The sequence below is a fragment of the Acidovorax sp. Root275 genome (assembly GCF_001428965.1).
Classification (GTDB): Bacteria; Pseudomonadota; Gammaproteobacteria; order Burkholderiales; family Burkholderiaceae_C; genus Acidovorax; species Acidovorax radicis.
Genome location: NZ_LMJH01000009.1, coordinates 59,608 through 82,260, shown reverse-complemented (window position 1 = coordinate 82,260; position 22,653 = coordinate 59,608). Strand labels below are relative to the sequence as shown.

The 22,653-nt window shown below is 64.3% G+C and carries 22 protein-coding genes; 16 read left to right on the top strand and 6 right to left on the bottom strand.

Annotated features, from left to right (window positions below; all coding sequences use genetic code 11):
• Positions 1 to 6 precede the first annotated feature (6 nt).
• Positions 7 to 993: a tripartite tricarboxylate transporter substrate binding protein gene (locus tag ASE52_RS15455; RefSeq protein WP_082606902.1), complete on the top strand. Its 987-nt coding sequence runs from the start codon at positions 7 to 9 to the stop codon at positions 991 to 993.
• 59 nt (positions 994 to 1,052) lie between these two features.
• Positions 1,053 to 1,967: a DUF1932 domain-containing protein gene (locus tag ASE52_RS15450; protein ID WP_057227376.1), complete on the top strand. Its 915-nt coding sequence runs from the start codon at positions 1,053 to 1,055 to the stop codon at positions 1,965 to 1,967.
• Between the two features lie 114 nt (positions 1,968 to 2,081).
• Here ASE52_RS15450 and ASE52_RS15445 read toward each other — a convergent pair whose 3' ends face one another.
• Complete coding sequence (locus ASE52_RS15445; RefSeq protein WP_010464354.1) at positions 2,082 to 3,038, bottom strand: LysR substrate-binding domain-containing protein; 957 nt, start codon at positions 3,036 to 3,038, stop codon at positions 2,082 to 2,084.
• A 437-nt stretch (positions 3,039 to 3,475) separates the two neighbouring features.
• Here ASE52_RS15445 and ASE52_RS15440 point away from each other — a divergent pair, with 437 nt between their 5' ends.
• The 13 genes from ASE52_RS15440 (at position 3,476) to ASE52_RS25195 (ending at position 13,456) form a co-directional block, all read left to right on the top strand.
• Positions 3,476 to 4,168, top strand: a complete 693-nt coding sequence (locus ASE52_RS15440; protein WP_010464352.1) for a substrate-binding domain-containing protein — start codon at positions 3,476 to 3,478, stop codon at positions 4,166 to 4,168.
• Positions 4,169 to 4,203: 35 nt separating this feature from the next.
• The gene (locus tag ASE52_RS15435) at positions 4,204 to 5,238 is read left to right on the top strand and encodes an amidohydrolase family protein (protein ID WP_057227373.1); all 1,035 of its coding nucleotides are present in this window, start codon (positions 4,204 to 4,206) and stop codon (positions 5,236 to 5,238) included.
• A gap of 1 nt (position 5,239) precedes the next feature.
• Positions 5,240 to 5,923: a 4-carboxy-4-hydroxy-2-oxoadipate aldolase/oxaloacetate decarboxylase gene (ligK, locus tag ASE52_RS15430; RefSeq protein ID WP_010464349.1), complete on the top strand. Its 684-nt coding sequence runs from the start codon at positions 5,240 to 5,242 to the stop codon at positions 5,921 to 5,923.
• A gap of 83 nt (positions 5,924 to 6,006) precedes the next feature.
• Positions 6,007 to 6,936 carry an amidohydrolase family protein gene (locus ASE52_RS15425; RefSeq protein WP_057227371.1) on the top strand — a complete coding sequence of 310 codons (930 nt, stop codon included), beginning with the start codon at positions 6,007 to 6,009 and terminating at the stop codon, positions 6,934 to 6,936.
• Positions 6,937 to 6,940: 4 nt separating this feature from the next.
• Positions 6,941 to 7,381, top strand: a complete 441-nt coding sequence (ligA, locus tag ASE52_RS15420; protein ID WP_010464344.1) for a protocatechuate 4,5-dioxygenase subunit alpha — start codon at positions 6,941 to 6,943, stop codon at positions 7,379 to 7,381.
• 2 nt (positions 7,382 to 7,383) lie between these two features.
• On the top strand, positions 7,384 to 8,250 hold the full coding sequence (locus ASE52_RS15415) for a class III extradiol dioxygenase subunit beta (RefSeq protein WP_010464342.1): 867 nt from the start codon (positions 7,384 to 7,386) through the stop codon (positions 8,248 to 8,250).
• A gap of 13 nt (positions 8,251 to 8,263) precedes the next feature.
• Positions 8,264 to 9,217 carry a Gfo/Idh/MocA family oxidoreductase gene (locus tag ASE52_RS15410; RefSeq protein ID WP_010464340.1) on the top strand — a complete coding sequence of 318 codons (954 nt, stop codon included), beginning with the start codon at positions 8,264 to 8,266 and terminating at the stop codon, positions 9,215 to 9,217.
• Positions 9,218 to 9,407: 190 nt separating this feature from the next.
• Positions 9,408 to 9,773 carry a hypothetical protein gene (locus tag ASE52_RS15405; RefSeq protein ID WP_241777019.1) on the top strand — a complete coding sequence of 122 codons (366 nt, stop codon included), beginning with the start codon at positions 9,408 to 9,410 and terminating at the stop codon, positions 9,771 to 9,773.
• A gap of 159 nt (positions 9,774 to 9,932) precedes the next feature.
• Positions 9,933 to 10,532 carry a YdeI/OmpD-associated family protein gene (locus ASE52_RS15400; protein ID WP_057227370.1) on the top strand — a complete coding sequence of 200 codons (600 nt, stop codon included), beginning with the start codon at positions 9,933 to 9,935 and terminating at the stop codon, positions 10,530 to 10,532.
• A 15-nt stretch (positions 10,533 to 10,547) separates the two neighbouring features.
• Positions 10,548 to 10,940 carry a DUF1801 domain-containing protein gene (locus tag ASE52_RS15395; protein ID WP_082606901.1) on the top strand — a complete coding sequence of 131 codons (393 nt, stop codon included), beginning with the start codon at positions 10,548 to 10,550 and terminating at the stop codon, positions 10,938 to 10,940.
• A gap of 45 nt (positions 10,941 to 10,985) precedes the next feature.
• Positions 10,986 to 12,005 carry an aldo/keto reductase gene (locus tag ASE52_RS15390; RefSeq protein ID WP_057227368.1) on the top strand — a complete coding sequence of 340 codons (1,020 nt, stop codon included), beginning with the start codon at positions 10,986 to 10,988 and terminating at the stop codon, positions 12,003 to 12,005.
• 102 nt (positions 12,006 to 12,107) lie between these two features.
• Positions 12,108 to 12,878: a hypothetical protein gene (locus ASE52_RS15385; RefSeq protein WP_057227366.1), complete on the top strand. Its 771-nt coding sequence runs from the start codon at positions 12,108 to 12,110 to the stop codon at positions 12,876 to 12,878.
• 137 nt (positions 12,879 to 13,015) lie between these two features.
• Positions 13,016 to 13,456, top strand: coding sequence for a DUF4279 domain-containing protein (locus ASE52_RS25195; protein ID WP_158004166.1), 441 nt, complete (start codon positions 13,016 to 13,018; stop codon positions 13,454 to 13,456).
• 168 nt (positions 13,457 to 13,624) lie between these two features.
• On the opposite strand, the gene ASE52_RS15375 is transcribed toward ASE52_RS25195, so the two are convergent.
• Together ASE52_RS15375 and ASE52_RS15370 are read right to left on the bottom strand one after the other, a co-directional pair.
• A complete protein-coding gene (locus tag ASE52_RS15375; protein ID WP_057227362.1) occupies positions 13,625 to 14,545 on the bottom strand; it encodes an OmpA family protein in 921 nt (306 codons plus the stop codon).
• Between the two features lie 97 nt (positions 14,546 to 14,642).
• Positions 14,643 to 15,020: a DUF4398 domain-containing protein gene (locus ASE52_RS15370; RefSeq protein WP_010464325.1), complete on the bottom strand. Its 378-nt coding sequence runs from the start codon at positions 15,018 to 15,020 to the stop codon at positions 14,643 to 14,645.
• Between the two features lie 365 nt (positions 15,021 to 15,385).
• Here ASE52_RS15370 and ASE52_RS15365 point away from each other — a divergent pair, with 365 nt between their 5' ends.
• Complete coding sequence (locus ASE52_RS15365) at positions 15,386 to 16,528, top strand: mechanosensitive ion channel family protein (protein ID WP_057227360.1); 1,143 nt, start codon at positions 15,386 to 15,388, stop codon at positions 16,526 to 16,528.
• Between the two features lie 211 nt (positions 16,529 to 16,739).
• Here the strand turns inward: ASE52_RS15365 and gap are convergent, their stop codons facing one another.
• The 3 genes from gap to ASE52_RS15350 all read right to left on the bottom strand — a co-directional run bounded on the left by gap (position 16,740) and on the right by ASE52_RS15350 (position 22,538).
• Positions 16,740 to 17,738, bottom strand: coding sequence for a type I glyceraldehyde-3-phosphate dehydrogenase (gene gap, locus ASE52_RS15360; RefSeq protein WP_057227358.1), 999 nt, complete (start codon positions 17,736 to 17,738; stop codon positions 16,740 to 16,742).
• Between the two features lie 94 nt (positions 17,739 to 17,832).
• Complete coding sequence (gene tkt, locus ASE52_RS15355) at positions 17,833 to 19,929, bottom strand: transketolase (protein ID WP_057227356.1); 2,097 nt, start codon at positions 19,927 to 19,929, stop codon at positions 17,833 to 17,835.
• A 230-nt stretch (positions 19,930 to 20,159) separates the two neighbouring features.
• A complete protein-coding gene (locus ASE52_RS15350) occupies positions 20,160 to 22,538 on the bottom strand; it encodes a glycosyl hydrolase family 18 protein (RefSeq protein WP_241777018.1) in 2,379 nt (792 codons plus the stop codon).
• Between the last annotated feature and the right edge of the window lie 115 nt (positions 22,539 to 22,653).

Sequence of the window (22,653 nt, the reverse complement as noted above, 5' to 3'; positions counted from 1 at the left end):
GTCACCATGCAAGCACTGCACCGCAGAACCCTTCTGAGCTGGCTGGCGGCGTCGTCTTGCGGTGCGGCTGCACCTGCCGTGGCGCAATCGGCCTTTCCTTCACGCCCCCTGCGCATCGTGGTGCCCAACGCCGCTGGTGGCGCGGCCGACATCACGGCACGCACCGTGGGCCAGAAGATTGCTGGCCCGTTGGGGCAAAGCGTGGTCATCGAGAACAAGCCCAGCGCGGGTGGCGTGGTGGCAGGTGACCTGGTGGCGCGTGCCGAGCCCGATGGCCACACGCTGCTGTTGGTCAGCAGCGGCACGGCCGTCAGTGCAGCGCTTTTCAAAGCCTTGCCGTTCGACACCCTCAAGGACTTTGCCCCCGTCTCGCTGCTGGCCACGTTCGACCTGGCCGTAGTGGTCAAGGAAGGCGGGCGCTTTACCACCCTGGCCGAGCTGCTGGCCTACGCCCGCGCCCACCCTGGCAAGCTCAACATTGGTACCCCGCAGATCGGCACCACGCAGAACCTGGCCGCCGAGCTGTTCAAGGTGACGGCGGGCATCGACGCGCAGGTGGTGCCCTTCAACGGTACGCCTCCCGTCATCACCGCGGTGCGCGGTGGCGAGATCGACGTGATGATCGACATCCTGGGCGGCCTCATGCCGCAAATCGGCGCCAAGGCCTTGCGGCCATTGGCTGTGATGGGCGCCCAGCGTGCCGCTCAGCTGCCCGATGTGCCCATGGTGCGCGAAAGCGGCGGGCCGTTGGCCAGCTTCAACGTCACGTCGTGGAACGGCCTGGCCGTGCCCGCCAAAACACCCGCTGCCGTGGTGGAGCGTCTCTCGCGCGAGGTGCAGGCCGCGCTGGCCCAGCCCGATGTGAAAAAGCGCCTGCTGGAGCTGAATCTCAACGCCCAGGGCAGCACCCCCGCGCAGCTGGGCGAACACCTGGCGGCCGATGTGCGCCGCTGGAGCGACGTGATCGCACGTGCCAAGATCGCGCGGCAGTGAGTACCACCGCTGCACGCCTGCGGTGCAAGCGGTGGAGCGGAGGCTGAAAGGGACATGGAATGAACATCACACACACCGGCCTCGTGGGCTATGGCGAGGTGGGCAAGATCTTCAGCGCGGGCTTGCGCGTTCAGCCCAGCGTGGCCTCCGTCGCCGCCTGGGACCTGAAGCTGGCCGACGCCGCGCACCGCGACGCATTGCAGCAGCACGCCGCGCAGGGCGGTGTCGTGGCGGTGGATTCGATGCAGGCACTTTGCACACGCTGCGACTGCGTCATCTCGGCCGTCACCGCGTCGAACACACTCGCTGTGGCGCTGGAGGCGGCGCAGCACATCCGCCCCGGCACTGTGTTTCTGGATCTCAACTCCGCATCGCCCGGCACCAAGCAGCAGGCCGCTGCGCTCATCGAGGCGCGCGGTGCGCACTATGTCGAGGCGGGCGTGATGACCTCGGTGCCCCCCTACGGCATCCGCGTGCCTATGCTGCTCGGTGGACCCCAGGCCGAAGCACTGGCCTCCGTGCTGGTGGGTTGGGGTATGGACGCCAAGCCGGTGAGTGAGCAACTGGGCGTGGCCAGCGCCATCAAGATGTGCCGCAGCATCATGATCAAGGGGCTGGAGGCGCTGGTGATCGAGAGCTACGCCACGGCCCGCCACTACGGCGTGGAAGACCATGTGCTGCCCACCCTGGCCGAGACCTTCCCGTCCATCGACTGGCACGAACAGGGGCGCTACTTCTTCAGCCGCGTGGTGCAACACGGCCAGCGCCGCGCCGAAGAGATGCGTGAGTCCGCACACACCGTGCAGGAGGCAGGCATGCAGCCGCTGATGGCGTCGGCCATAGCGGCCAAGCAGCAGTGGGTGGCTGATCTCGCGCGCGAAGGCGTCTTTCAAGGCCTGCCCAAGGAGGCGCGCTGGCAGGACTATGCCGATCGTCTCTCGGAGAGTTTGCCCAAAGCCCCTGACAGACCCTGATCCTGAGAGCTCCCCCAGCCTGTGAAACTGGCGCTGCCTAAAAGCGAGGGGCGCCAAGCAAGTGTCGCCCCGCAGCAAGGGCGCCGTCCCCCGTGGGGGGAGGCGTGCAGCGTCTCAGGGGGGAGACCTGTACAACGCTTGCAACGTGGAGCGGATCAGCTCCGCCATGGCCTGCTGCGTCAGTGTGGCTGGGCGTTGCGAACTCACCGCCATAAAGAGCTTGCTGCGCAGGCGGGTGTTGTCTTCTCCATCGGCATCGCTGCCCGCGCCGTGGATGGGCCGGGTGCTGAACACCTCGGGCTTGCCCGACGTGGTGACCGCATTCATGGGCAGCACGGCACAGCCAGCACCGTCGGCCACCAGGTCCAGAATGGCGGCCACGCCGTCGATCTCCAGGCTGATCTGCGGGCGCTTGCCCCGTGCCGCCAGTTCGGATTCCACCAGCATGCGGATCGAGTTGGGGCGCGTGGGGATCACCAGCGGAAAGCGGGGCAGCTCGTCCAGCGGCAGTGGCACGCGAGCCAAGGCGTCTGTCTCTGCCTCGCTTTGGCCCCCGGTGCGGCGTTGAACCAGAAACAGATCCTCCTCCAGGAGCGCCGTGGTCTCGATGCCGGGCGCGGGCGTGGTGTTGTAGAGCAGCGCAATGTCGAGCAAGCCTGTGGTCAGCGACTCGCGCATGGCCACCGACAGCCCTTCGCTGATGGCCAGCGCGGCGTCGGGCATCTTCACGCGGAAGGCGCGGGTCAGCGGCACGGTCAGCACCTTGGCAATGCTGGGCGGCAGGCCAATGGCCACGCGCCCGGCCAGCGCGCCGCGCACGCGGCCCAGCTCCTCGCGGGCGCGCTCCACCTGGTGCAGGATGCCGCGCCCGTGCTCCAGCAGCAGCTTGCCCGCCTCGGTGGGCGTGGCGCCCCGGCCGTTGCGCACCAGCAGGTTCTGGCGCAGCTCCACCTCCAGCAGGCGCACCTGGCGGCTCAGTGCGGGCTGGGCAATGTCCAGCACCACCGACGCGCGGGTAAAGCTGCCCAGCTCGGCCACCCGCACGAAGTATTCGATCTGCTTGAGGTCCATGGCAAGGTTCTCTGTTAGGGCCTGTTCACACTATTTTTGCCAGATGCGTTGCGAAGCAAACGGGCCAGGCGCTAGGCGCCAAACGAAGCTGGGGTGCGGCCCCAGCGAGGATTGGCAACACAGCGGATGGCCCGTTTGCATCGCAACCCGAAGGGAAGGCAACCCCAGCCACGCCACTCGTCGTTGCGTTCCTAGCCAAGGCTCCGGCCTTGGCGTCGTCACGCGTCTAGATTGGCGTGGCTGGGGCTGCCTTCGCACTGGCAAAAATAGTGTGAACAGGCCCAAATTGCAATAGCTGTGGGTCAACGATCACGGAATGATATATCTGGTAGTGCCTGTGCCGCCTTCATGTTTGGGCCGCCGCTGCCCACAATCGGCGGCATGTATACAACTGCAAGCACCGCCTGGGCCGCCCGCAGCCCGGCAGGAGACACCGCATGACCCCGCCTGTGATTCGCGGCATTTCCTCCATGGCCACGCGCCAGGTGCTGGCCGACCTGGTGGCCGGTTTTGCGCAGCAATCGGGCACGCAGGCCGCCATTGAATCGGTGGGCGGTGTGGACGCGGCCAAGCGTGTGGCGGCTGGTGAAACCTTCGACGTCGTCATCCTCGCCTCCGACGCCATCGACAAGCTCCTCGCTGGGGGCCACCTGCTGCCCGGCAGCAAGGTGGATTGGGTGCACTCTGGCGTGGCCGTGGCCGTGCCAGAGGGCGCACCGCTGCCCGACATCAGCACCGAAGACGCCGTGCGACAGGCCGTGCTGGCCGCGCGCAGCATCAGCCTGTCCACCGGCCCCAGCGGCGTGGCGCTGGCCAAGCTGTTCGAGCGCTGGGGCATTGCCGACCAGATCGCCCCCCGCATGGTGCAGGCGCCCCCCGGCGTGCCCGTGGGCTCGCTGGTTGCGAAGGGCGAGGTGGCGCTGGGCTTTCAGCAACTGAGCGAGCTGCTGCATGTGCAGGGCATCCAGATCGTGGGCCCGCTGCCGCCGGCCATCCAGATCACCACCACGTTTTCAGCGGGCATCGGCGCGCAGTCGCAACAGGTCGATGCCGCGCGTGCGCTGCTGGCCTACCTGGCGTCGCCCGCCGCCGCAGAGGCAAAACGCCAGCAGGGCATGACCCCTGCCTGACCGATCACAAGAACACATTCCAGGAGCACCCAAAAATGAGCCTCATCATCGACTGCCACGGCCACTACACCACGGCCCCCAAGGCGCTGGAGAACTGGCGCAATGCGCAGATCGCCGGCATCAAGGACCCTGCCCAGATGCCCAAGGTGGCAGACCTGCAGATCAGCGACGACGAGCTGCGCGAGTCCATCGAGACCAACCAGCTCAAGCTGATGAAGGAGCGCGGCAGCGACATCACGCTGTTCAGCCCACGCGCCAGCTTCATGGCGCACCACATCGGCGACTTCAATGTGTCCAGCACCTGGGCCGCCATCTGCAACGAGCTGTGCTATCGGGTCTCCACGCTGTTCCCCGAGCACTTCGTGCCCGTGGCCATGCTGCCGCAAAGCCCCGGTGTTGACCCCGCCACCTGCATCCCCGAGCTGGAAAAGTGCGTGCACGAATACGGCGCCGTGGGCATCAACCTGAATCCCGACCCCTCGGGCGGCCACTGGACCAGCCCCCCGCTGACCGACAAGCACTGGTACCCCATCTACGAAAAGATGGTGGAGTACGACCTGCCCGCCATGATCCACGTGAGCACCAGCTGCAATGCGTGTTTTCACACCACGGGCGCGCACTACCTGAACGCCGACACCACGGCCTTCATGCAGCTGATCCAGGGCGACCTGTTCAAGGACTTCCCCACGCTCAAGTTCCTGATCCCGCACGGCGGCGGCGCGGTGCCCTACCACTGGGGCCGCTTCCGTGGGCTGGCGCAAGAGATGAAGAAGCCGCTGCTCGACGACCACCTGATGAACAACGTGTTCTTCGACACCTGCGTGTACCACCAGCCCGGCATCGACCTGCTCAACACCGTGATCCCGGTGAAGAACGTGCTGTTCGCCAGCGAGATGATTGGCGCAGTGCGTGGCATCGATCCCACCACCGGCAACTACTACGACGACACCAAGCGCTACATCGAAGCGTCCAAGATCCTGAGTGGCGACGACAAGCACCAGATCTACGAAGGCAATGTGCGCCGCGTGTTCTCCCGACTCGATTCACGCCTGAAGGCGAAGGGGCTCTGACATGTTTGAACTTGGCGTTGTCTACCGCAATATCACCCGCGCCGATCGCGCAGCCGCCGACGGACTGGCCGCCCTGGGCTCAGCCACCGTGCACGAGGCCATGGGCCGCGTGGGCCTGCTCAAGCCCTATATGCGCCCCATCTACGGCGGCCAGCAGGTCAGCGGCACGGCCGTCACCGTGCTGCTGCAGCCCGGCGACAACTGGATGATGCACGTGGCGGCCGAGCAGATCCAGCCCGGCGACATCGTGGTGGCCGCAGTCACTTCCGAATGCACCGACGGCTACTTCGGCGACCTGCTGGCCACCAGCTTCCAGGCCCGCGGTGCGCGTGCGCTCATCATCGATGCCGGCGTGCGCGACGTGAAGACGCTGCAGGAAATGAACTTCCCCGTGTGGAGCCGCGCCATCAGCAGCAAGGGCACGATCAAGGCCACGCTGGGCTCGGTGAACATCCCCGTGGTGTGCGCCGGTGCGCTGGTCACGCCGGGCGACGTGATCGTGGCCGACGACGACGGCGTGGTGTGTGTGCCCGCCGCCCGCGCCGCAGAGACGCTCGCCGCCGCCCAGAAGCGCGAAAGCTTTGAAGGCGAGAAACGGGCCAAGCTGGCCAGCGGCGTGCTGGGCCTGGACATGTACAACATGCGCCCCGGCCTGGAGAAGGCGGGCCTCAGGTACATCGATTGAACGATAAATTCAAGTGTTTTTGGCCTCTGGCGCTTATCTATCAAGCGCTGGTAGCTATATTTAACATAGCAAAGTAGTCGCCCATGTCTGAATTCACCAAAACCCCCGGCTGGCTGGACTGGTACGCCGGCCCCAGCAAGCCCCGCTTTCAGGTGCCCGCAGGCGCCGTGGATGCGCACTGCCACGTGTTCGGCCCGGGTGCCGAATTTCCGTACGCGCCCGAGCGCAAGTACACCCCCTGCGACGCGAGCAAACACCAGCTGTATGCGCTGCGCGACCACCTGGGTTTTGCGCGCAACGTGGTCGTGCAGGCCACCTGCCACGGTGCGGACAACCGCGCGATGGTCGATGCGCTGGTGCACTCCGGCGGCAAGGCGCGCGGCGTGGCCACCGTCAAGCGCTCGGTCACCGATGATGAATTGCAGGCCATGCACGACGCCGGTGTGCGCGGCGTGCGTTTCAACTTCGTCAAGCGCCTGGTCGACTTCACGCCCAAGGACGAGCTGATGGAAATTGCCGCGCGCATCCACCAACTCGGCTGGCACGTGGTGATCTACTTCGAGGCGGTGGACCTGCCCGAGCTGTGGGACTTCTTCACCGCGTTGCCCACCACCGTGGTGGTGGACCACATGGGCCGCCCCGATGTGAACAAGCCCGTGGATGGGCCGGAGTTCGAATTGTTCCTGAAGTTCATGCGCCAGCACCCCAATGTGTGGAGCAAGGTGAGCTGCCCCGAGCGCCTCTCTGTGACCGGCCCCAAGGCCCTGAACGGTGAACAGAACGCCTACACCGACGTGATCCCGTTCGCCCGCCGCGTGGTGGAAGAGTTCCCCGACCGTGTGCTCTGGGGCACCGACTGGCCCCACCCCAACCTCAAGGACCACATGCCCGATGATGGCCTGCTGGTGGACTTCATCCCGCACATCGCAACGACACGGGAGTTGCAAAAGAAGCTGCTGGTGGACAACCCCATGCGCCTGTACTGGCCCGAAGAAGTAACCGTGGAAGACTGACACCATGTCTCTCGATAAACCCTACCTCGACGTGCCCGGCACGACCATCTTCGACGCGGAGCAAAGCCGCAAAGGCTACTGGCTCAATCAGTTCTGCATGAGCCTCATGAAGGCCGAGAACCGCGTCCGCTTCAAGGCCAACGAGCGTGCCTACCTGGACGAGTGGGCCATGACCGAAGAGCAAAAACAGGCCGTGCTGGCGCGCGACCTCAACTGGTGCATTCGTCTGGGCGGCAACATCTACTTTCTGGCCAAGATCGGCTCCACCGACGGCAAGAGCTTTCAGCAGATGGCGGGCAGCATGACCGGCATGACCGAAGAGGAATACCGCAACATGATGATCAACGGCGGCCGCTCGGCCAACGGCAACCGCGTGATCGGCGAAGACGGCGACGCCCAGGCGCACCGCCAACCGCAAGGTAGCGCGGGCAAGAAAGGAATTTGACAATGGCCAAAATCACCGCCTCCGTGTTCACATCGCACGTGCCTGCCATTGGCGCGGCCATGGACCTGGGCAAGACCCACGAGGACTACTGGAAACCCGTGTTCGCGGGCTACGACTTCGGCAAGCAGTGGATCAAGGACCACAAGCCCGACGTGATCTTCCTGGTCTACAACGACCATGCCACGGCCTTCAGCCTGGACCTCATCCCCACGTTCGCCATCGGCACCGCCGCCGACTACGAAGTGGCGGACGAGGGTTTTGGCCCGCGCCCCGTGCCCAAGGTCATGGGCCATCCCGACCTGGCAGCCCACATTGCCCAGTCGGTCATCCAGCAGGACTTTGACCTCACCATCGTCAACAAGATGGCGGTGGACCACGGCCTCACCGTGCCCCTGTCGCTGATGTTTGGCGAGCAAGACCCGGTCAAGGGTGCCTGGCCCTGCCCGGTGATTCCGTTCGCGGTCAATGTGGTGCAGTACCCCGTGCCCAGCGGCCGCCGCTGCTACAACCTGGGCCAGGCGATCCGCAAGGCCGTGGAGAGCTACGACGAAGATATCAACGTGCACATCTGGGGCACGGGTGGCATGAGCCACCAGCTGCAGGGCCCGCGTGCCGGGCTCATCAACAAAGAGTTTGACAACGCCTTCCTCGACAAGCTCATCAATGACCCCGAGGCCGCCGCGAGCATCCCGCACATCGACTACGTGCGCGAAGCGGGCAGCGAGGGCATCGAACTCGTGATGTGGCTCATCGCGCGCGGTGCCATGGCCGACGTGGCCGGGGGCAAGCCGCCCAAGCTGGCGCACCGCTTCTACCATGTGCCCGCGTCCAACACCGCCGTGGGCCATTTGATTCTTGAGAACACGTAAAAGGACATACACCATGACCATCAAAGTCGCACTCGCGGGCGCTGGCGCCTTCGGCATCAAACACCTGGACGGCATCAAGAACATCGACGGCGTGGAAGTCGTCTCGCTGATCAGCCGCGATCTGGAGAAAACGAAGGAAGTGGCCGCCAAGTACGGCATCGGCCACGTGACCACCGAGCTGGCCGACGCGCTGGCATTGCCCGAGGTGGATGCCGTCATTCTGTGCACCCCCACGCAGATGCACGCCGAGCAGACCATCGCCTGTCTCAAGGCCGGCAAACATGTGCAGGTCGAGATCCCGCTGGCCGACAGCCTCAAGGGCGCTGAAGAGGTTGTAGCCCTGCAAAAGCAAACCGGCCTGGTAGCGATGTGCGGCCACACCCGCCGCTTCAATCCCAGCCACCAGTACGTGCACCACCAGATCCAGAAGGGCGAGTTCAACATCCAGCAGATGGATGTGCAGACCTACTTCTTTCGCCGCACCAATACCAACGCGCTGGGCCAGGCCCGCAGCTGGACGGACCACCTGCTGTGGCACCACGCCGCCCACACCGTGGACCTGTTCGCCTACCAGGCGGGCAGCCCCATCGTGCAGGCCAACGCCATCCAGGGCCCCATCCATCCCACGCTGGGCATTGCGATGGACATGAGCATCCAGCTCAAGGCCGCCAACGGCGCCATCTGCACGCTCTCCTTGAGCTTCAACAACGATGGTCCGCTGGGCACGTACTTCCGTTACATCGGCGACACCGCCACGTACCTCGCCCGTTATGACGACCTGTTCAACGGCAAGGACGAGAAGATCGATGTGAGCAAGGTGGACGTGTCGATGAACGGCATCGAGCTGCAAGACCGCGAGTTCTTCGCCGCAATCAAGGAAGGCCGTGAGCCGAATGCCAGCGTGGGCCGGGTGTTGGCTTGCTACCAGGTGCTGCACCAGTTGGAGCAGCAGCTGAATGCGGGCTGATTTCTAAGGAAATAGGTCTCTAGCGCTTTGCTATAAAGCGCTGGTGGCTATCAAATCAGTAGCTATGATTTGCCGGAGAGTCCTTTGCCGGGATTGGAGATGCGTGCGTGGAGAGGGCGTTTGCCTGCTCCAGCGGTCCCCTCCGCAAGCTGCGGCCTTGGCACGCTCTATCGGATGGGTGGGGCATAAAATGCGCCTCAACGCCGTGGTGCTACCCGCTCTTTCGGGCCACAAAATGTGCCCCTGCATTCAGGGCGCATGGCTGCCTGACGTTGCCCAGCAGTTCGCTCAACCCTCCAGGCCTTTTCATATGCCCGCAACCGAAATTACAGTGACCTCCGCTGGCAAAGTGGCAGGCATGGACATGCTGATTCCCACGGGGCAAGAAGGTGCGCACTTCGCGCATATCCAGGACTGGCTCACTGCCAAACTCCAGACCAAGAAGGCCGTGCGGGACGTGAGCACGCAGGTGCTGGTCAAAGGTATCAAGCAGTGGGCGGCCTTCGAGGAAAAGTCGGGTTCCAAAAAGGTCCTGACTGTTTTCAAAATCACCTAGTTTTCATCCAGATTCAATCGGGTCAGCCCGTCTCCCCGTGGACGACCTGGCTGCCGTTTTCAGTGGTCCCACGGTCGTTGCGCCGAAGGATCTAGAGGTGGTGAATGCCATGCGAACAGGGGCAGGCCTCACCACAGACATTGGTCACAATGCTCCCGCATGACCTCCGCCACTTTCTTCGCTACCCCCGAAGCCTTCCGCCATTGGCTGCAAGCGCACGCGGCGAATGGCCGTGAACTGCTCGTAGGCTTCCACAAAGTCGGCTCCGGCCAGCCGTGCATGACATGGTCCGAGTCGGTGGACGAAGCCCTGTGTTTTGGCTGGATCGACGGTGTGCGGCGGCGCATTGATGAGCACACGTATTCGATCCGCTTCACGCCGCGCAAGCCGTCGTCCATCTGGAGCGCGGTGAACATTGCCAAGATGGAGCAACTGCAGGCCGCTGGCCGCATGACCCCTGCGGGGCTGCAGGCTTTTGCGCACCGCAAGGCCGGCAAGTCTGCGATTTATTCGCACGAGCAGGCGGCGCCCGCCGAGCTGCCTGCCGCGCAGCTGCGGGAGTTCCGGCGGCACAAGAAGGCGTGGCAGTTTTTTGAGGCCACGCCGCCGGGCTACAAAAAGACCCTGCTGCACTGGGTGACCTCCGCCAAGCGGCCTGAAACGCGGGATTCCCGATTCGCCCAGCTGCTGGCGGCCTGTGTGGCGGGCGAGCGAGTGGATCTGTGGGCCAAGCGTTCGGCTGCGGTGCAGTCGCCATAGAGATTCATCACCGCCATGCCAACAACACCTTCACCAGTACCGCGCCCCTCCACCATTGCCGAGTACATCGCAGCGGCCCCTGCGGCGGGCCAGCCGCTGCTGCGCGCGCTTTACGGGGTCTTGAAGCGCGCTGCGCCGCAGGCCCAGGAGGTCATCAAGTGGAACACGCCGTTTTTCATCGAGCCGCGTTTTGTCTATGCCTTCTCCGCGCACAAGGCGCACGCCAGTTTTGCGCCGCCTGCCGCAGCGCTGGCGCATTTTCAAGAGGCGCTGCAGACGCTCAAAACCACCAAGGGCACCATCGTGCTGCCGTATGACCACCCCTTGCCAGAGGGCCTGATTCGGCAGATAGCGGAATACAGCGTGCAGCGCGTGCGGGAGCGCCGCAGCGATGGGTTCTGGGAGTAGCCAACCCGGCCGCTCAGGAAGTCGGTGTTGACGTAAGCTCGCGCCATGCAACAAAGAAACCTTGGACCCTTCAACGTCTCGGCCATCGGGCTGGGCTGCATGAACCTCTCGCACGCCTATGGCGCGCCGGCGTCTGCCGAGCAGGGCGAGCGTGTGCTGCTGGCCGCGCTGGACGCGGGCGTGACGCTGTTCGACACGGCGACGCTGTACGGCTTTGGCGCCAACGAAACGCTGGTGGGCCGCGTGATGAAAAGCCACCGCAGCCGCTTCACGCTGGCCAGCAAATGTGGCATGCAGGGCGTGGATGTGAAGGGTGATGGCAAGCTGGTGCGCGTGATCGATGGGCGGCCCGATACGCTGCGCAAGACCTGCGAAGACAGCCTGCGCCGACTGCAGACCGATGTGATCGACCTGTACTACCTGCACCGCTGGGACAAGAGCGTGCCGGTTGAGGAAAGCGTCGGCGCGTTGGGCGAGCTGGTGCGGCGCGGGCACATTCGCACAGTGGGGCTGAGCGAGGTGTCCGCTGCCACGCTGCGCCGCGCGCATGCCGAGTTCCCGATCACGGCGGTGCAGACCGAATATTCGCTGTGGACGCGCAACCCAGAGATCGCCGTGCTGGACGCCTGCCGCGCGCTGGGGGTGGCCTTTGTGGCCTTCAGCCCGGTGGCACGCGGTTTCTTGTGTGGTGGCTTGACCGATGTGTCCACGCTTGATGCCAAGGACATCCGCCGCGCCATGCCGCGTTTTGCGCCCGAGGCCTATGCGGCCAACCTGAGGCTGCTCGATGGCTACCAGGCGATTGCGCGCGAGGTGGGCTGCACGCCTGCCCAGCTGGCGCTGGCGTGGTTGCTGCATCGGGGTGAGCACATCATCCCCATCCCCGGCACCACGAGCGTGGAGCATCTGCTGGATGACATGGGCGCGGCCGATGTGCCGCTCGATGCTGTGGTGATCGCGCGGCTTGATGCGCTGATCAATGAGCGCACGGTGGTGGGTGAGCGCTACAACGCGCAGAGCGCGAGTGAGGTGGATACCGAGACGTTCGAAAGCCGTCCGGCGTAACGCCGCTGGCGACCACCAGCCTGCCCGCAGCCCCCACCAGCCCAGTCGGCGCAACAGCCCACATTCGGCCGCCCCTGGGCCATCCAGCCGCACAAGAAAAAAATGTCTCTGCGCTCCATCCTCTCGACATTCGGACGCAAGCCTTCTTCGGTGCGGCCGAGCACGCCGTCGGTTCACGTTACCTCCCGCTGCAAGCTGCACGGCCATCCCGATTTTCAGATTCGCGTCTCGAGCAGCGCCGTGCCGCCTGAAGACATTTCCTTCCTGCTGCAGTTCTTTGAGCAACGGGTCGCTCAAGGCGAGAAGTTCCGCAGCGGCGAGAGCCTGCAGGTCGGCTGGATGTTCACGATGCTGGAAGAGGGGCCTGCTGGATTTCTGCGAGTGCTGGAGCCCGACATGAAGGTGGTGCCCGTGAAGTTTGTCGATTCGGTCGACAGCACGCTGATGCAGCTGCGTAATCAGAAAGATGTTGTCGGGAGCCTCTACCCACCCGTCGAGCCGGACTTTCCGTCGCTCCGGCAAAGCGTTGTCGTGAACGTGAACTACAAAGAGGCCAGCCGCATCCTGCTCACCCGAAACGAGGCCGTCAACGCTGTGGATTCCGGCTGGTGGCTCTCGGACCTTGACGACGAAGCGAGCCTTGAAGATCCGACGCGCTTTATCAAGACCTCCCTCTACCAGCTGGGCGTCCACCGCCCAGACCTGATCCAGTTCTTTGCTGTGCCGGTGGGATTGCAAGTTGCCGTGGATGGCGCACGGATCAGCGTGCTAGGGCCCGTAGAGGAGGTAAGGCAGATTCCGGGGTCGTACCTCAGCGAGCTGAACAAGGTTCGGCAACGCGCAATCTCAGCAGGTCAAGCTTCTGAAAGCTAATGTCAGGCCTGGGCGCAAAGAGCCTGCGCCCGTATCAAGAAGCGGACTGCCACATTCGGCGATCACAAAATACTTCGAAGTGAGAAAAGCAGATGGTTCGCATCTCCACATCGGTTCGACGGCGCTTGGAGCGTGGCATGCGTCGGCAAGAAAATATTCTTCGCAATCCTTCCTATGGAGGGAGGCCCCGTCTTTATCGCTTTGATGCGTCACTGCGGATTGTCGGCGTCGGTGCGCATCACGACGCCATTTCGTTGAGGACGGGACTCCTGCCCGCACGTCCTATTCGAAAGGGTGAGCGGCGAGTGGGGCAAAGACTTTGGACGCAGGATGTGTGGTTGTTGGATTCGCCCTTGGGGGGAGATGCTTCCTTGGATGAGCACCTTGAATGGCTTTGGAACGCCATCGCTCCGCACAGAGATTACTTTCGAGAGATCATTTCCCAGTCACCAAGTGCTGACATCGTGCTTGGGTGCTTTTCCGAAAGTCCATATCCTTACTTGACGGTGAAGAACGATTCGTTGCACCTCCTGATGGAGTTGGATTTTGGTGTCTCGTTTAACTTCACCTGCGTGTAGGCAGGGAGGCTGGCACTGGAGCCAACCGTTCAACAACAGCAATGCATGAAAAGACAAAGCCCTGGAACATCACTGCTCCAGGGCTTTCCTGTTCGGTACGCTGGCGGAATCTCGCGATTCCGCCACACCACGCCTCCGCTATTGGGCGAGGGGCGAGTGCTGAATGGCTCAACGACCGCGCAAATTCCCCTTGTCATCGGCAATCACGATCTCCACGCGGCGGTTCATCGCGCGGCCTTCGGGTGAGGCATTGTCGGCCACGGGGTGGGCCTTGCCATAGCCGCGTGCGGTGATGCGGCTGCTGTCCACGCCGCGTTGCACCAGCGCGTCGCGCACGGCCTGGGCGCGGCGGTCTGACAGGTCCTGGTTGTAGCTGTCGCCACCCACGCTGTCGGTGTAGCCCTCGATCAGCAATTTGCGATCCGGAAACTGCTTGAGGAAGTTGGCCAGCTTGTCCAGGCGCGGACCTGCCTGGGACGACAGCTCGGCCTTGTTGAAGGCAAACAGCACATCGCCCAGGGTGACCAGCAGGCCGCGTTCGGTTTGCTGGGCTTCGAGTTCGCGCAGTTGCGCTTCGAGGGCACGCACGCGGTCTTGTGCGGCGTTGGCCTGGGCCATGGCTGCTGTGGCCTGGGCTTGCTGCTGGGCGGCGCGTTGCTCGGCGCTCATTGCCTGCTGCTGGGCTTGCTGGGCGCGCAAGCGGGCGGCATCCGCCTCCTGGGTGCGGGCTTGCAGGCGGATGCGGTCGGCTTCGCTGCCTGCTTGCTGGATGCTGGCATCAAGCTGGCGGGCGCGGGCCGCGTTGGTGGCGATCTCGGCGCGTTGGCGGGCCAAGTAGGCCAGATGGTTGGTCTCGGAGGTATCGCGGTCATCGGCCCACACGCGGTCGGCCTTGGCGAGCGCGTCGGTGGCTTGCTTGAGTTCGAGCTGCGCGTACTGATTGACGGCCGGGTCCCCGGCGGCGGTGCTTACTGCGGTGCGGGCCTCTTCCAGCGCGGGTGATGGGGTGGTGCTTGCGCATGCGGCCAGCAGGCCAACGGCAATCAGGCTGGTGCACAGGGCGGTAGTGCGGTGAAAAAAGGGATGCATGGTCAGGTGTTCCTTGAAATGGGGGGAGGGCAATCGCGGGGCCCCAACGGCGTTTTGGCGTGGGGCGAAGCCAGGCCGGGCGCAAGGGCCCAAATCCTTAGCGGGGCGATCGGCGGTTGATTTCTTCCTGCAGCGCGCGGATGCCGTCTTGCACCTGCGCCAGGTTGGCGGCATTGCTGGCGGCGTCGGCGCGGGTCTCGGCCACGCGAGCGTCCACTTCTGCTTCAGCAGCCAGGCGGCGCGCGGCGACATAGTCCTTCTCTGCCATGGCTTTCTCTGCCTGGATAAGCTTTTCGCGCGCTTGTTGCAACTGAACCGGTGCGCTGGTGGCAACGGCAGGTGCTGCGCCCACACGGTTGACGGTGGTGCGGGTGACGGCCATCTGCTCAGTGGGCGCAGGGGTGGAGGAACAGGCGGCGAGGGCGCCCAGTGCGAGGACCGCGGCGGCGGTACGGATCAGTGCGGATGAATGCATGGTGTTGTGGACTCCTCTGGAGGTTGTGGGATGTGCCGCACCGACGTATCGGGCGGGCAACCAGGGGTGTTCTGGTGTTGGTGCATTGTTGGGGTCCGCACGGCACAGGGGCGTAGGCCCGGCCTCTGTATTGCTGTGGGGCATGTCTTACGAACACTTGCAAATGATGTTCAAACCATTGGCGCAGCCGGCCCTGCCCGCCTGCCTGCGGGAACTCTGACTTTCCCAGGGCCTCGATCCATGACAGCGCGCGTCCGTTGCGCTTCGGGGCAGGTGTTTCGTCACCCTGTGCCTCCGTGGCCGACCCTGTATCGGCCCCATGTCCACTGATCCCGTTCCGGCACCACGAAGAGGAGAGCCCCCACATGCAGCCAACCACCTTTCTCACATGGGTCCAGGAGACCACTTTTGCCGGCGTGCCCTTGTGGAGCCTGCTCATCGCCTTGGCGGCGACAGCGGCCACCTATGCCGCCATCCTGGTGCTTTTGCACCTGCTCACCCGCCGCGCCAAGGTGTGGGCCACGCAGTCGCACAGCGGCATGGCCCTGACGGTGGTGGATGTGCTGGAGGGCACCAGCCGCACGCTGATGCTGGTAGTGGCTCTGCTGGTGGGCGCCAGCCTGCTGGACCTGCCTGGCCGCTGGGAGAGCCGCCTGAGCCAGCTGTGGTTTGTGGCCGTGGCTTTGCAGATGGGCCTGTGGGGCATGCGCGCGATTGGCATTGGCGTGCGCCGCTATGTGGAGCGGCACTCGTCCAGTGGCATGACGCAGGTCAGTGCATCGGCCACGCTGATGTCCTGGGGGCTGCGCACGCTGCTGTGGAGCGTGGTCCTGCTGGCCATTCTGTCCAACGTGGGCGTGAACATCACAGCCTTCATCGCCAGCCTGGGCGTGGGCGGCATTGCGGTGGCGCTGGCGGTGCAGAACATCCTGGGCGACCTGTTTGCGTCACTTGCCATCGCGGTGGACAAGCCGTTCGAGGTGGGCGACTTCATCGTGGTGGGTGGCGTTTCGGGCACGGTGCAGGTGATTGGTCTCAAGACCACGCGCATCCGCAGCCTGCAGGGTGAGCAGATCGTGATGTCCAACACCGACCTGCTCAAGCAGACCATCAGCAACTTTCGCATGCTGGAGAGGCGGCGCATTGTGTTCACGTTTGGCGTGGCCTATGACACCACACCGGAGCAGGCCGAGGCCATTCCGGGCGTTGTGCGCAAGCTCATCGATGCGCAGCCGCAGCTGCGTTTTGACCGCGCGCATTTCAAGGCGTTTGGCGCCAGCTCGCTCGACTACGAAGTCGTCTACACCGTGGAAGACCCGGCCTTCAACCTCTACATGGACCTGCAGCAGGCCATCAACCTGGGGCTGCTGCGCGAGTTCAAGGCTATGGGGGTGGCGTTTGCAGTTCCCACGAGCACGGTGCACATTGCCAGTGCACCCGGGCAAGCGCAGGGGCCTGCGCCACTGGTGGCGGCATCCGCAGCGGCGGCTGTTGGTGGTGCCCGTTGAACGCCAGGCGTTCCCTACCCTCCAGGCGCGGACGGCGGGCAAAAAAAAGCCGGTGGCCTTTGCAGGCGACCGGCTTGAACAGGGTAGTTGCTACTAGCGCTTCTTCATCTTCAAAGGAAATACTGACCAAGACCCGCACAAACAGGGATGAATCCGCCGTTGCGTTCTGAGGACAAGCATGGCGCCTGATCCCCTTTTGCGCAAGTCGTACTTACTTGGATACCACGCGCACCATTTCCAGGCACTTGTTCGAGTAGCCCCATTCGTTGTCGTACCAGCTCACGACCTTCACGAAGGTGCCGTCCAGGGCAATGCCAGCGTCGGCATCAAAGATCGACGTGCGGGTGTCACCACGGAAGTCGGTGGCCACCACCTTGTCTTCGGTGTAGCCCAGCACGCCCTTCAGGGCGCCTTCGGACTGGGCCTTCATCTCGGCCTTGATTTCTTCGTAGGTGGCAGCCTTTTCCAGCTCCACCGTCAAGTCCACCACCGACACGTCAGAGGTGGGCACGCGGAAGGACATGCCGGTCAGCTTCTTGTTCAGCGCAGGGATCACCACGCCCACGGCCTTGGCAGCGCCGGTGCTCGAAGGGATGATGTTCTCCAGGATGCCGCGGCCGCCGCGCCAGTCCTTGTTGGACGGGCCGTCCACCGTCTTTTGTGTGGCAGTCGCTGCATGCACGGTGGTCATCAGGCCACGCTTGATGCCCCACTTGTCGTTGAGCACCTTGGCCACGGGGGCCAGGCAGTTGGTGGTGCACGAGGCGTTGGACACGATGGCCTGGCCAGCGTAGGTGTCGTGGTTCACACCGAACACGAACATGGGCGTGTCGTCCTTGGACGGAGCCGACAGGATGACCTTCTTGGCGCCCGCATCGATGTGCTTTTGCGCGCTGACCTTGTCCAGGAACAGGCCGGTGGATTCGATCACCACGTCGGCGCCGACTTCGTTCCACTTCAGGTTGGCAGGGTCGCGCTCTTGCGTCAGGCGGATCTTCTTGCCGTTGACGACCAGGGTGTTGCCCTCCACCGAGACTTCGCCCTTGAAGCGGCCGTGCACCGAGTCGTACTGCAGCATGTACGCGAGGTACTCCGGCTCCAGCAGGTCGTTGATGCCCACAACTTCGATGTCGCTGAAGTTCTGGATGGCCGAGCGCAGCACGTTGCGGCCGATGCGGCCGAAACCGTTGATACCAATCTTGATCGTCATAGCTTGTAGTCTCTCCAAGGTTGCAAAGTCGAAATCAGGAATCTGCCAGTGCGCGCCCGCTGCAGCAGTGGGCGCGCAGCGGGCGGGAGGAGTCTCAGTGGGCTTTGGCCTTGCTGGCCTTCTTGGCGGGCTTCAGGCGTGCGGCGCCGATGGCGACCAGCACCGCGTCGGCCACGTTTTCTTCGGTGAAGCCGAAGTGCTTGAACAGCACGGGTGCAGGGGCCGACTCGCCGTAGGTGTCGATGCCCACCACCGCCGCGCAGCCGTATTTCCACCAGCCGTCCGTCACGCCCATTTCCACAGCCACGCGGGGCACGCCAGCGGGCAGCACGCTGCTCTTGTACTTGGCGTCTTCGCGGTCGAAGGTGGTGGTGCTGGGCATGGAGACCACACGCACGGCGATCTTCTTGTCGGCCAGCAGGCGCTGGGCCTTCAGGGCCAGCTGCACTTCGGAGCCCGTGGCGATGATCACTGCCACGGCCTTCTTCTTGATGCCCACGTCAGCGGGGTCGGAGAGCACGTAGGCGCCGCGCGAGATGTCGCCCAGGTCGCGCTTGGGCGCGTAGGGCAGGTTCTGGCGCGACAGCAGCAGGGCGGTGGGCTTGTTGCGGTTGGACAGGGCCACGCTCCAGGCCACGGCGGTTTCGGCCGTGTCACCGGGGCGCCACACATCCAGGTTGGGGATCAGGCGCAGGCTGGCGGCGTGCTCGATGGACTGGTGGGTGGGGCCGTCTTCGCCCAGGCCGATGGAGTCGTGCGTGAACACGTGGATCACGCGTTGCTTCATCAGCGCGGCCATGCGGATGGCATTGCGGCTGTAGTCGCTGAAGGTCAGGAAAGTGCCGCCGTAGGGGATGAAACCGCCGTGCAGCGCGATGCCGTTCATGATGGCGGCCATGCCGAATTCGCGCACGCCGTAGTTGATGTGACGGCCACCGATCTTCTTGCCACCTTCGACCTCGGTCTGCACCACGTGGCCTTGCATGTCAAAGCGCAGGTTGGGCGTGCTCTTGGTGTTGGTGAGGTTGGAGCCCGTCAGGTCGGCGCTGCCGCCCAGCAGTTCGGGCAGCGCGGCGGTGAAGGCTTCCAGTGCCAGCTGGCTGGCCTTGCGGCTGGCCACGGTTTCGCCCTTGGTGTGGGCTGCGACCACGGTGTCCACGGCCACTTGCGCGAAGTTGGCGGGCAGGTTGCCCTCCATGCGGCGCGTGAGTTCAGCGGCCAGTTCAGGGAAGGCCTTGCTGTAGGCCGAAAAACGTTCGTTCCAGGCGGCTTCTGCGCTCTGGCCCTTGGCCTTGGCGTCCCAGCCGGCGTACACGTCTTCGGGGATCACAAAAGGCTCGCTGGCCCAGCCCAGGGCTTCGCGGGTGAGCTTGATTTCCTCGGCGCCCAGCGGCTCGCCGTGGGCCTTGGCTGTGTTCGCGCGGTTCGGGCTGCCCTTGCCGATGTGCGTCTTGCACACGATGAGGGTGGGGCGCTCGGTCTGCTTCTTGGCCTCGATGATGGCCTCGGCCACCTTGTCGGCGTCATGGCCGTCGATGGGGCCAATCACGTTCCAGCCGCTGGCCACAAAACGCAGGGGGGTGTTGTCGGCAAACCAGGGGGCGACCTGGCCGTCGATGCTGATGCCGTTGTCGTCGTACAGGGCGATCAGCTTGTTGAGCTTCCAGGCGCCGGCCAGCGACACGGCTTCGTGGCTGATGCCTTCCATCAGGCAGCCGTCGCCCAGGAATGCGTAGGTGTGGTGGTCCACCACGGCATGGCCTTCGCGGTTGAACTCCGAGGCCAGCAGCTTTTCAGCCAGTGCAAAGCCCACGGCGTTGGTGATGCCCTGGCCCAGCGGGCCGGTGGTGGTTTCCACGCCCGCGGTGTAGCCCACTTCGGGGTGTCCTGGCGTCTTGCTGTGCAGCTGGCGGAAGTTCTTCAGCTCGCCGATCGGCAGGTCGTAACCCGTGAGGTGCAGCAGTGCATACAGCAGCATGGAGCCATGGCCGTTGGAGAGCACAAACCGGTCGCGGTCAAACCACTGGGGGTTGGTGGGGTTGTGCTTGAGGTGGCGGCTCCACAGCGCCACGGCCATGTCGGCCATGCCCATGGGGGCGCCGGGGTGGCCGGAGTTGGCTTGTTGAACGGCGTCCATGGCCAATGCGCGGATCGCATTTGCCATCTGTTGGGATTGCTGGGTGTTGGCCATGGGGGGAGGGTTCAAGAGGGGTGGTGCAGGGGAAACCCGGTATTTTACCGGGGCGCGCTGCACTCACCCCGCTTGTCTTCGCCCGGGCTGCTCCAAGTTGGCTTCTGGAACGCTGTACGCCGCCCCTGGGTTCGGGGCATGGCGCGCCAGATGGGGCGTCGCCCACCGCACTTCATGGCTGCGGGGTTGACGCTGGATACAGGTGCGGTACAGCGGCTCCGTGCGGCTCTTCAGCGGACCTGCACAAACACTGGCGCAGACAGCGGGCCTTCGTTGCCTGCCGCGTCCAGCATGCTGACCTGGTAACCCCGATGACCGCGCGGAGCGGCGGTGTCTGTGAAGGTGATTTCGGTGACGGTGGCGATCAGCACGCCGTCTCTGTAGACCCGATAGCCTGCAGCCCCGGACGCGATGAACGCCTGCTTGACCGCCTGCATCTGCGGATTGCTGCTGGATTGCGGCAAATACCCGTAGTTGATGGTCCACACCAGGGTGCCGCCCAAGCCTTGCTCACGGACCCACTGGCCTTTGGCAGCAATGGAGCGCTCGTCTTCGAAGCTCAGATAGGTCACTGGCGTGTTGGGGCCGCGATTCCATGGCGGGGAGTAGGTGATATAGCCCTGTTTTGCCACGTCATCCCAATGGTAGGTGGCGCCCGTCCGGCCGAAGGCGTTGTCTTGAACCAGGCGCTGGTAGTTGTTTTCCCAATCGCCATTGTTCATCCAGCCTTGCATGCCATTCAAGCTCTGGCGCGGTCCGGTGACAGGCTTGTTGTAGTAGGCGCCATACAAACCGATGCCGATGCCCAGCTTGGAGCGTGGCACGCCTGCGTCAAGGTAGGCCTGGACTGTCGATTGGATCGACGTTGGATACAGTTCGCCTGCTCCGAACAAAGGGGAGTGGTGCCATGACAGCCAGCCCCAGTCGCCCGCCATGCTGTAAGTCATCAAATTGAAGCGATCGACTGCGGCGGCCACTTCGACGTGCCAGGGCGTGATGTCGGACTGGTTCTGGTTGACCCAGAACCCAGGCCAGCTCAATTCCAGTGGCGCGTTGGGTGCCTGGTATCGGGCCCTTTGCGCGGATGCGACGCGCAATTCACGCAGAAGTGCCAGGGCCTGGGCGCGTGCGGTGGCCGTGTCCAGGTTTTCTTCCCAGTCGATGTCCACGCCGTCGTAGTTTTTCTGTACGGCCTTGTCCAGAATGTTCTGGATGAAACGTGCGCGAACCGTGGGGTCGGCGGTGGCGGCCAGAAATCCGGGGCCGTCACTATCGCCCCCTACCATCATCACCGCCTTGACGCCCGCAGCATGGGCCTTGGCGATCAGCGCATTCTCCACCTCTGGCGAGTGCCCTCCGCCCGCTCCTTCGAGCAGATCACCCGCCCGGCCGCCAGGGAGGGACCCGAGCGCTGGTGCGTAGCGTCCGAAAACGAAGTGTGTCATCGTGCTCATGTCCACGGCTTCGGGCGGATAGGTCTCCCAGAACCAACCTGCGTAGTAGCCGTTGACCCATTTGCCGCTGCGGGCCACCGGGTCCCAAGCCAGGCTCACCCCGCGGGCGGAAACTGTCGCACTTACCCCGCTGACCGGGGGAAGCGGGTTACTGGCCTCTACCGCAACCTGCGCGGAGGCTGTGGTGCTCTTGCCGGCGCTGTCGGTACAGGTCAGGGTGTAGGCGGTGTTTTTGGTGGGACCTACCAGTTCGCTGCCTTCGGTGGCGCGCGGGCCGCTCCATCCGCCCGACGCGGCGCAGCCCGCTGCGTGGCTCGCCTGCCAGGCCAGTCGCGCGCTCTGGCCTGCGGTAATGCGGGGCGGCGTGGCCGTCAAGCTGATCGTGACGGGCGGTGGCGGCGTCTTGCGCACCGTGACGGTGGTGGATGTGCTGGCCGTGGCACCCGCCGCATTGCGGCAACTCAGACCATAGGTGGTGGTTGCGGCAGGCCGCACGGTGGCACCGCCGTTGGTGGCCTGTTCGCCGGTCCAGCCGCCGCTGGCGGCGCATGCGACGGTGTTTTCGGTGGTCCATGTCAGGATGCTGCTGCCCCCCATATCAATGGCTTCTGGCTGGGCCGTGAATGCGCGGATGCGTGGGGGTTCTGGTGGGGGCGGAGGCGTTGTGGTGGGTGTCAACCCCTCAATGAAGAGCTGCGCCAGCCCTTCGCCCCCGGCCTCAAAATACTCCATGCGCACGGTGTGATGGCCTTCCGTCAGCCGCAGGGATGCGGAGTCCATCGCGATGCTGTGCCGAGCCCAGTGGTTGATGATCCGTTTCCCATCGACGTACAGGCGCACTCCGTCGTCTGTGAAGGTGGTGAACTTGGCGGCTCCAGCGGCGAACGGCAGGCTTGCCGTCCAGCGGGCTGAGAACGCGTCCACCGGCAGGCGCGCGTCGGGGCTGTTGGTCATCCAGTAGTAGTCGATGGGGCCTTGTTCGCACCGGGTCAGCACGGCGGCCCCGGACAGGCTGGTGTTGGGGAAGTATTCCGCCAGCCACTGGCCGGGCGCGCAATCGAGCGCAAGCGCCTGGGTGCTCGCCAGGAGCAGACCGGCTGCTATGGCACGCACCCGAGGTGCGAAGTGTGGTCTGGCTGCAGCGTCGTTTGGCATGGTTGTCCTGTTGTCTGGATACGTGAAATATGTGGAGACATCGCCGCGACAGTGGCTCGCATCCGTCGAGGTATAAAAAAGTGAGCAACCAGCGCTTGATGGACAAGCGCTGAGA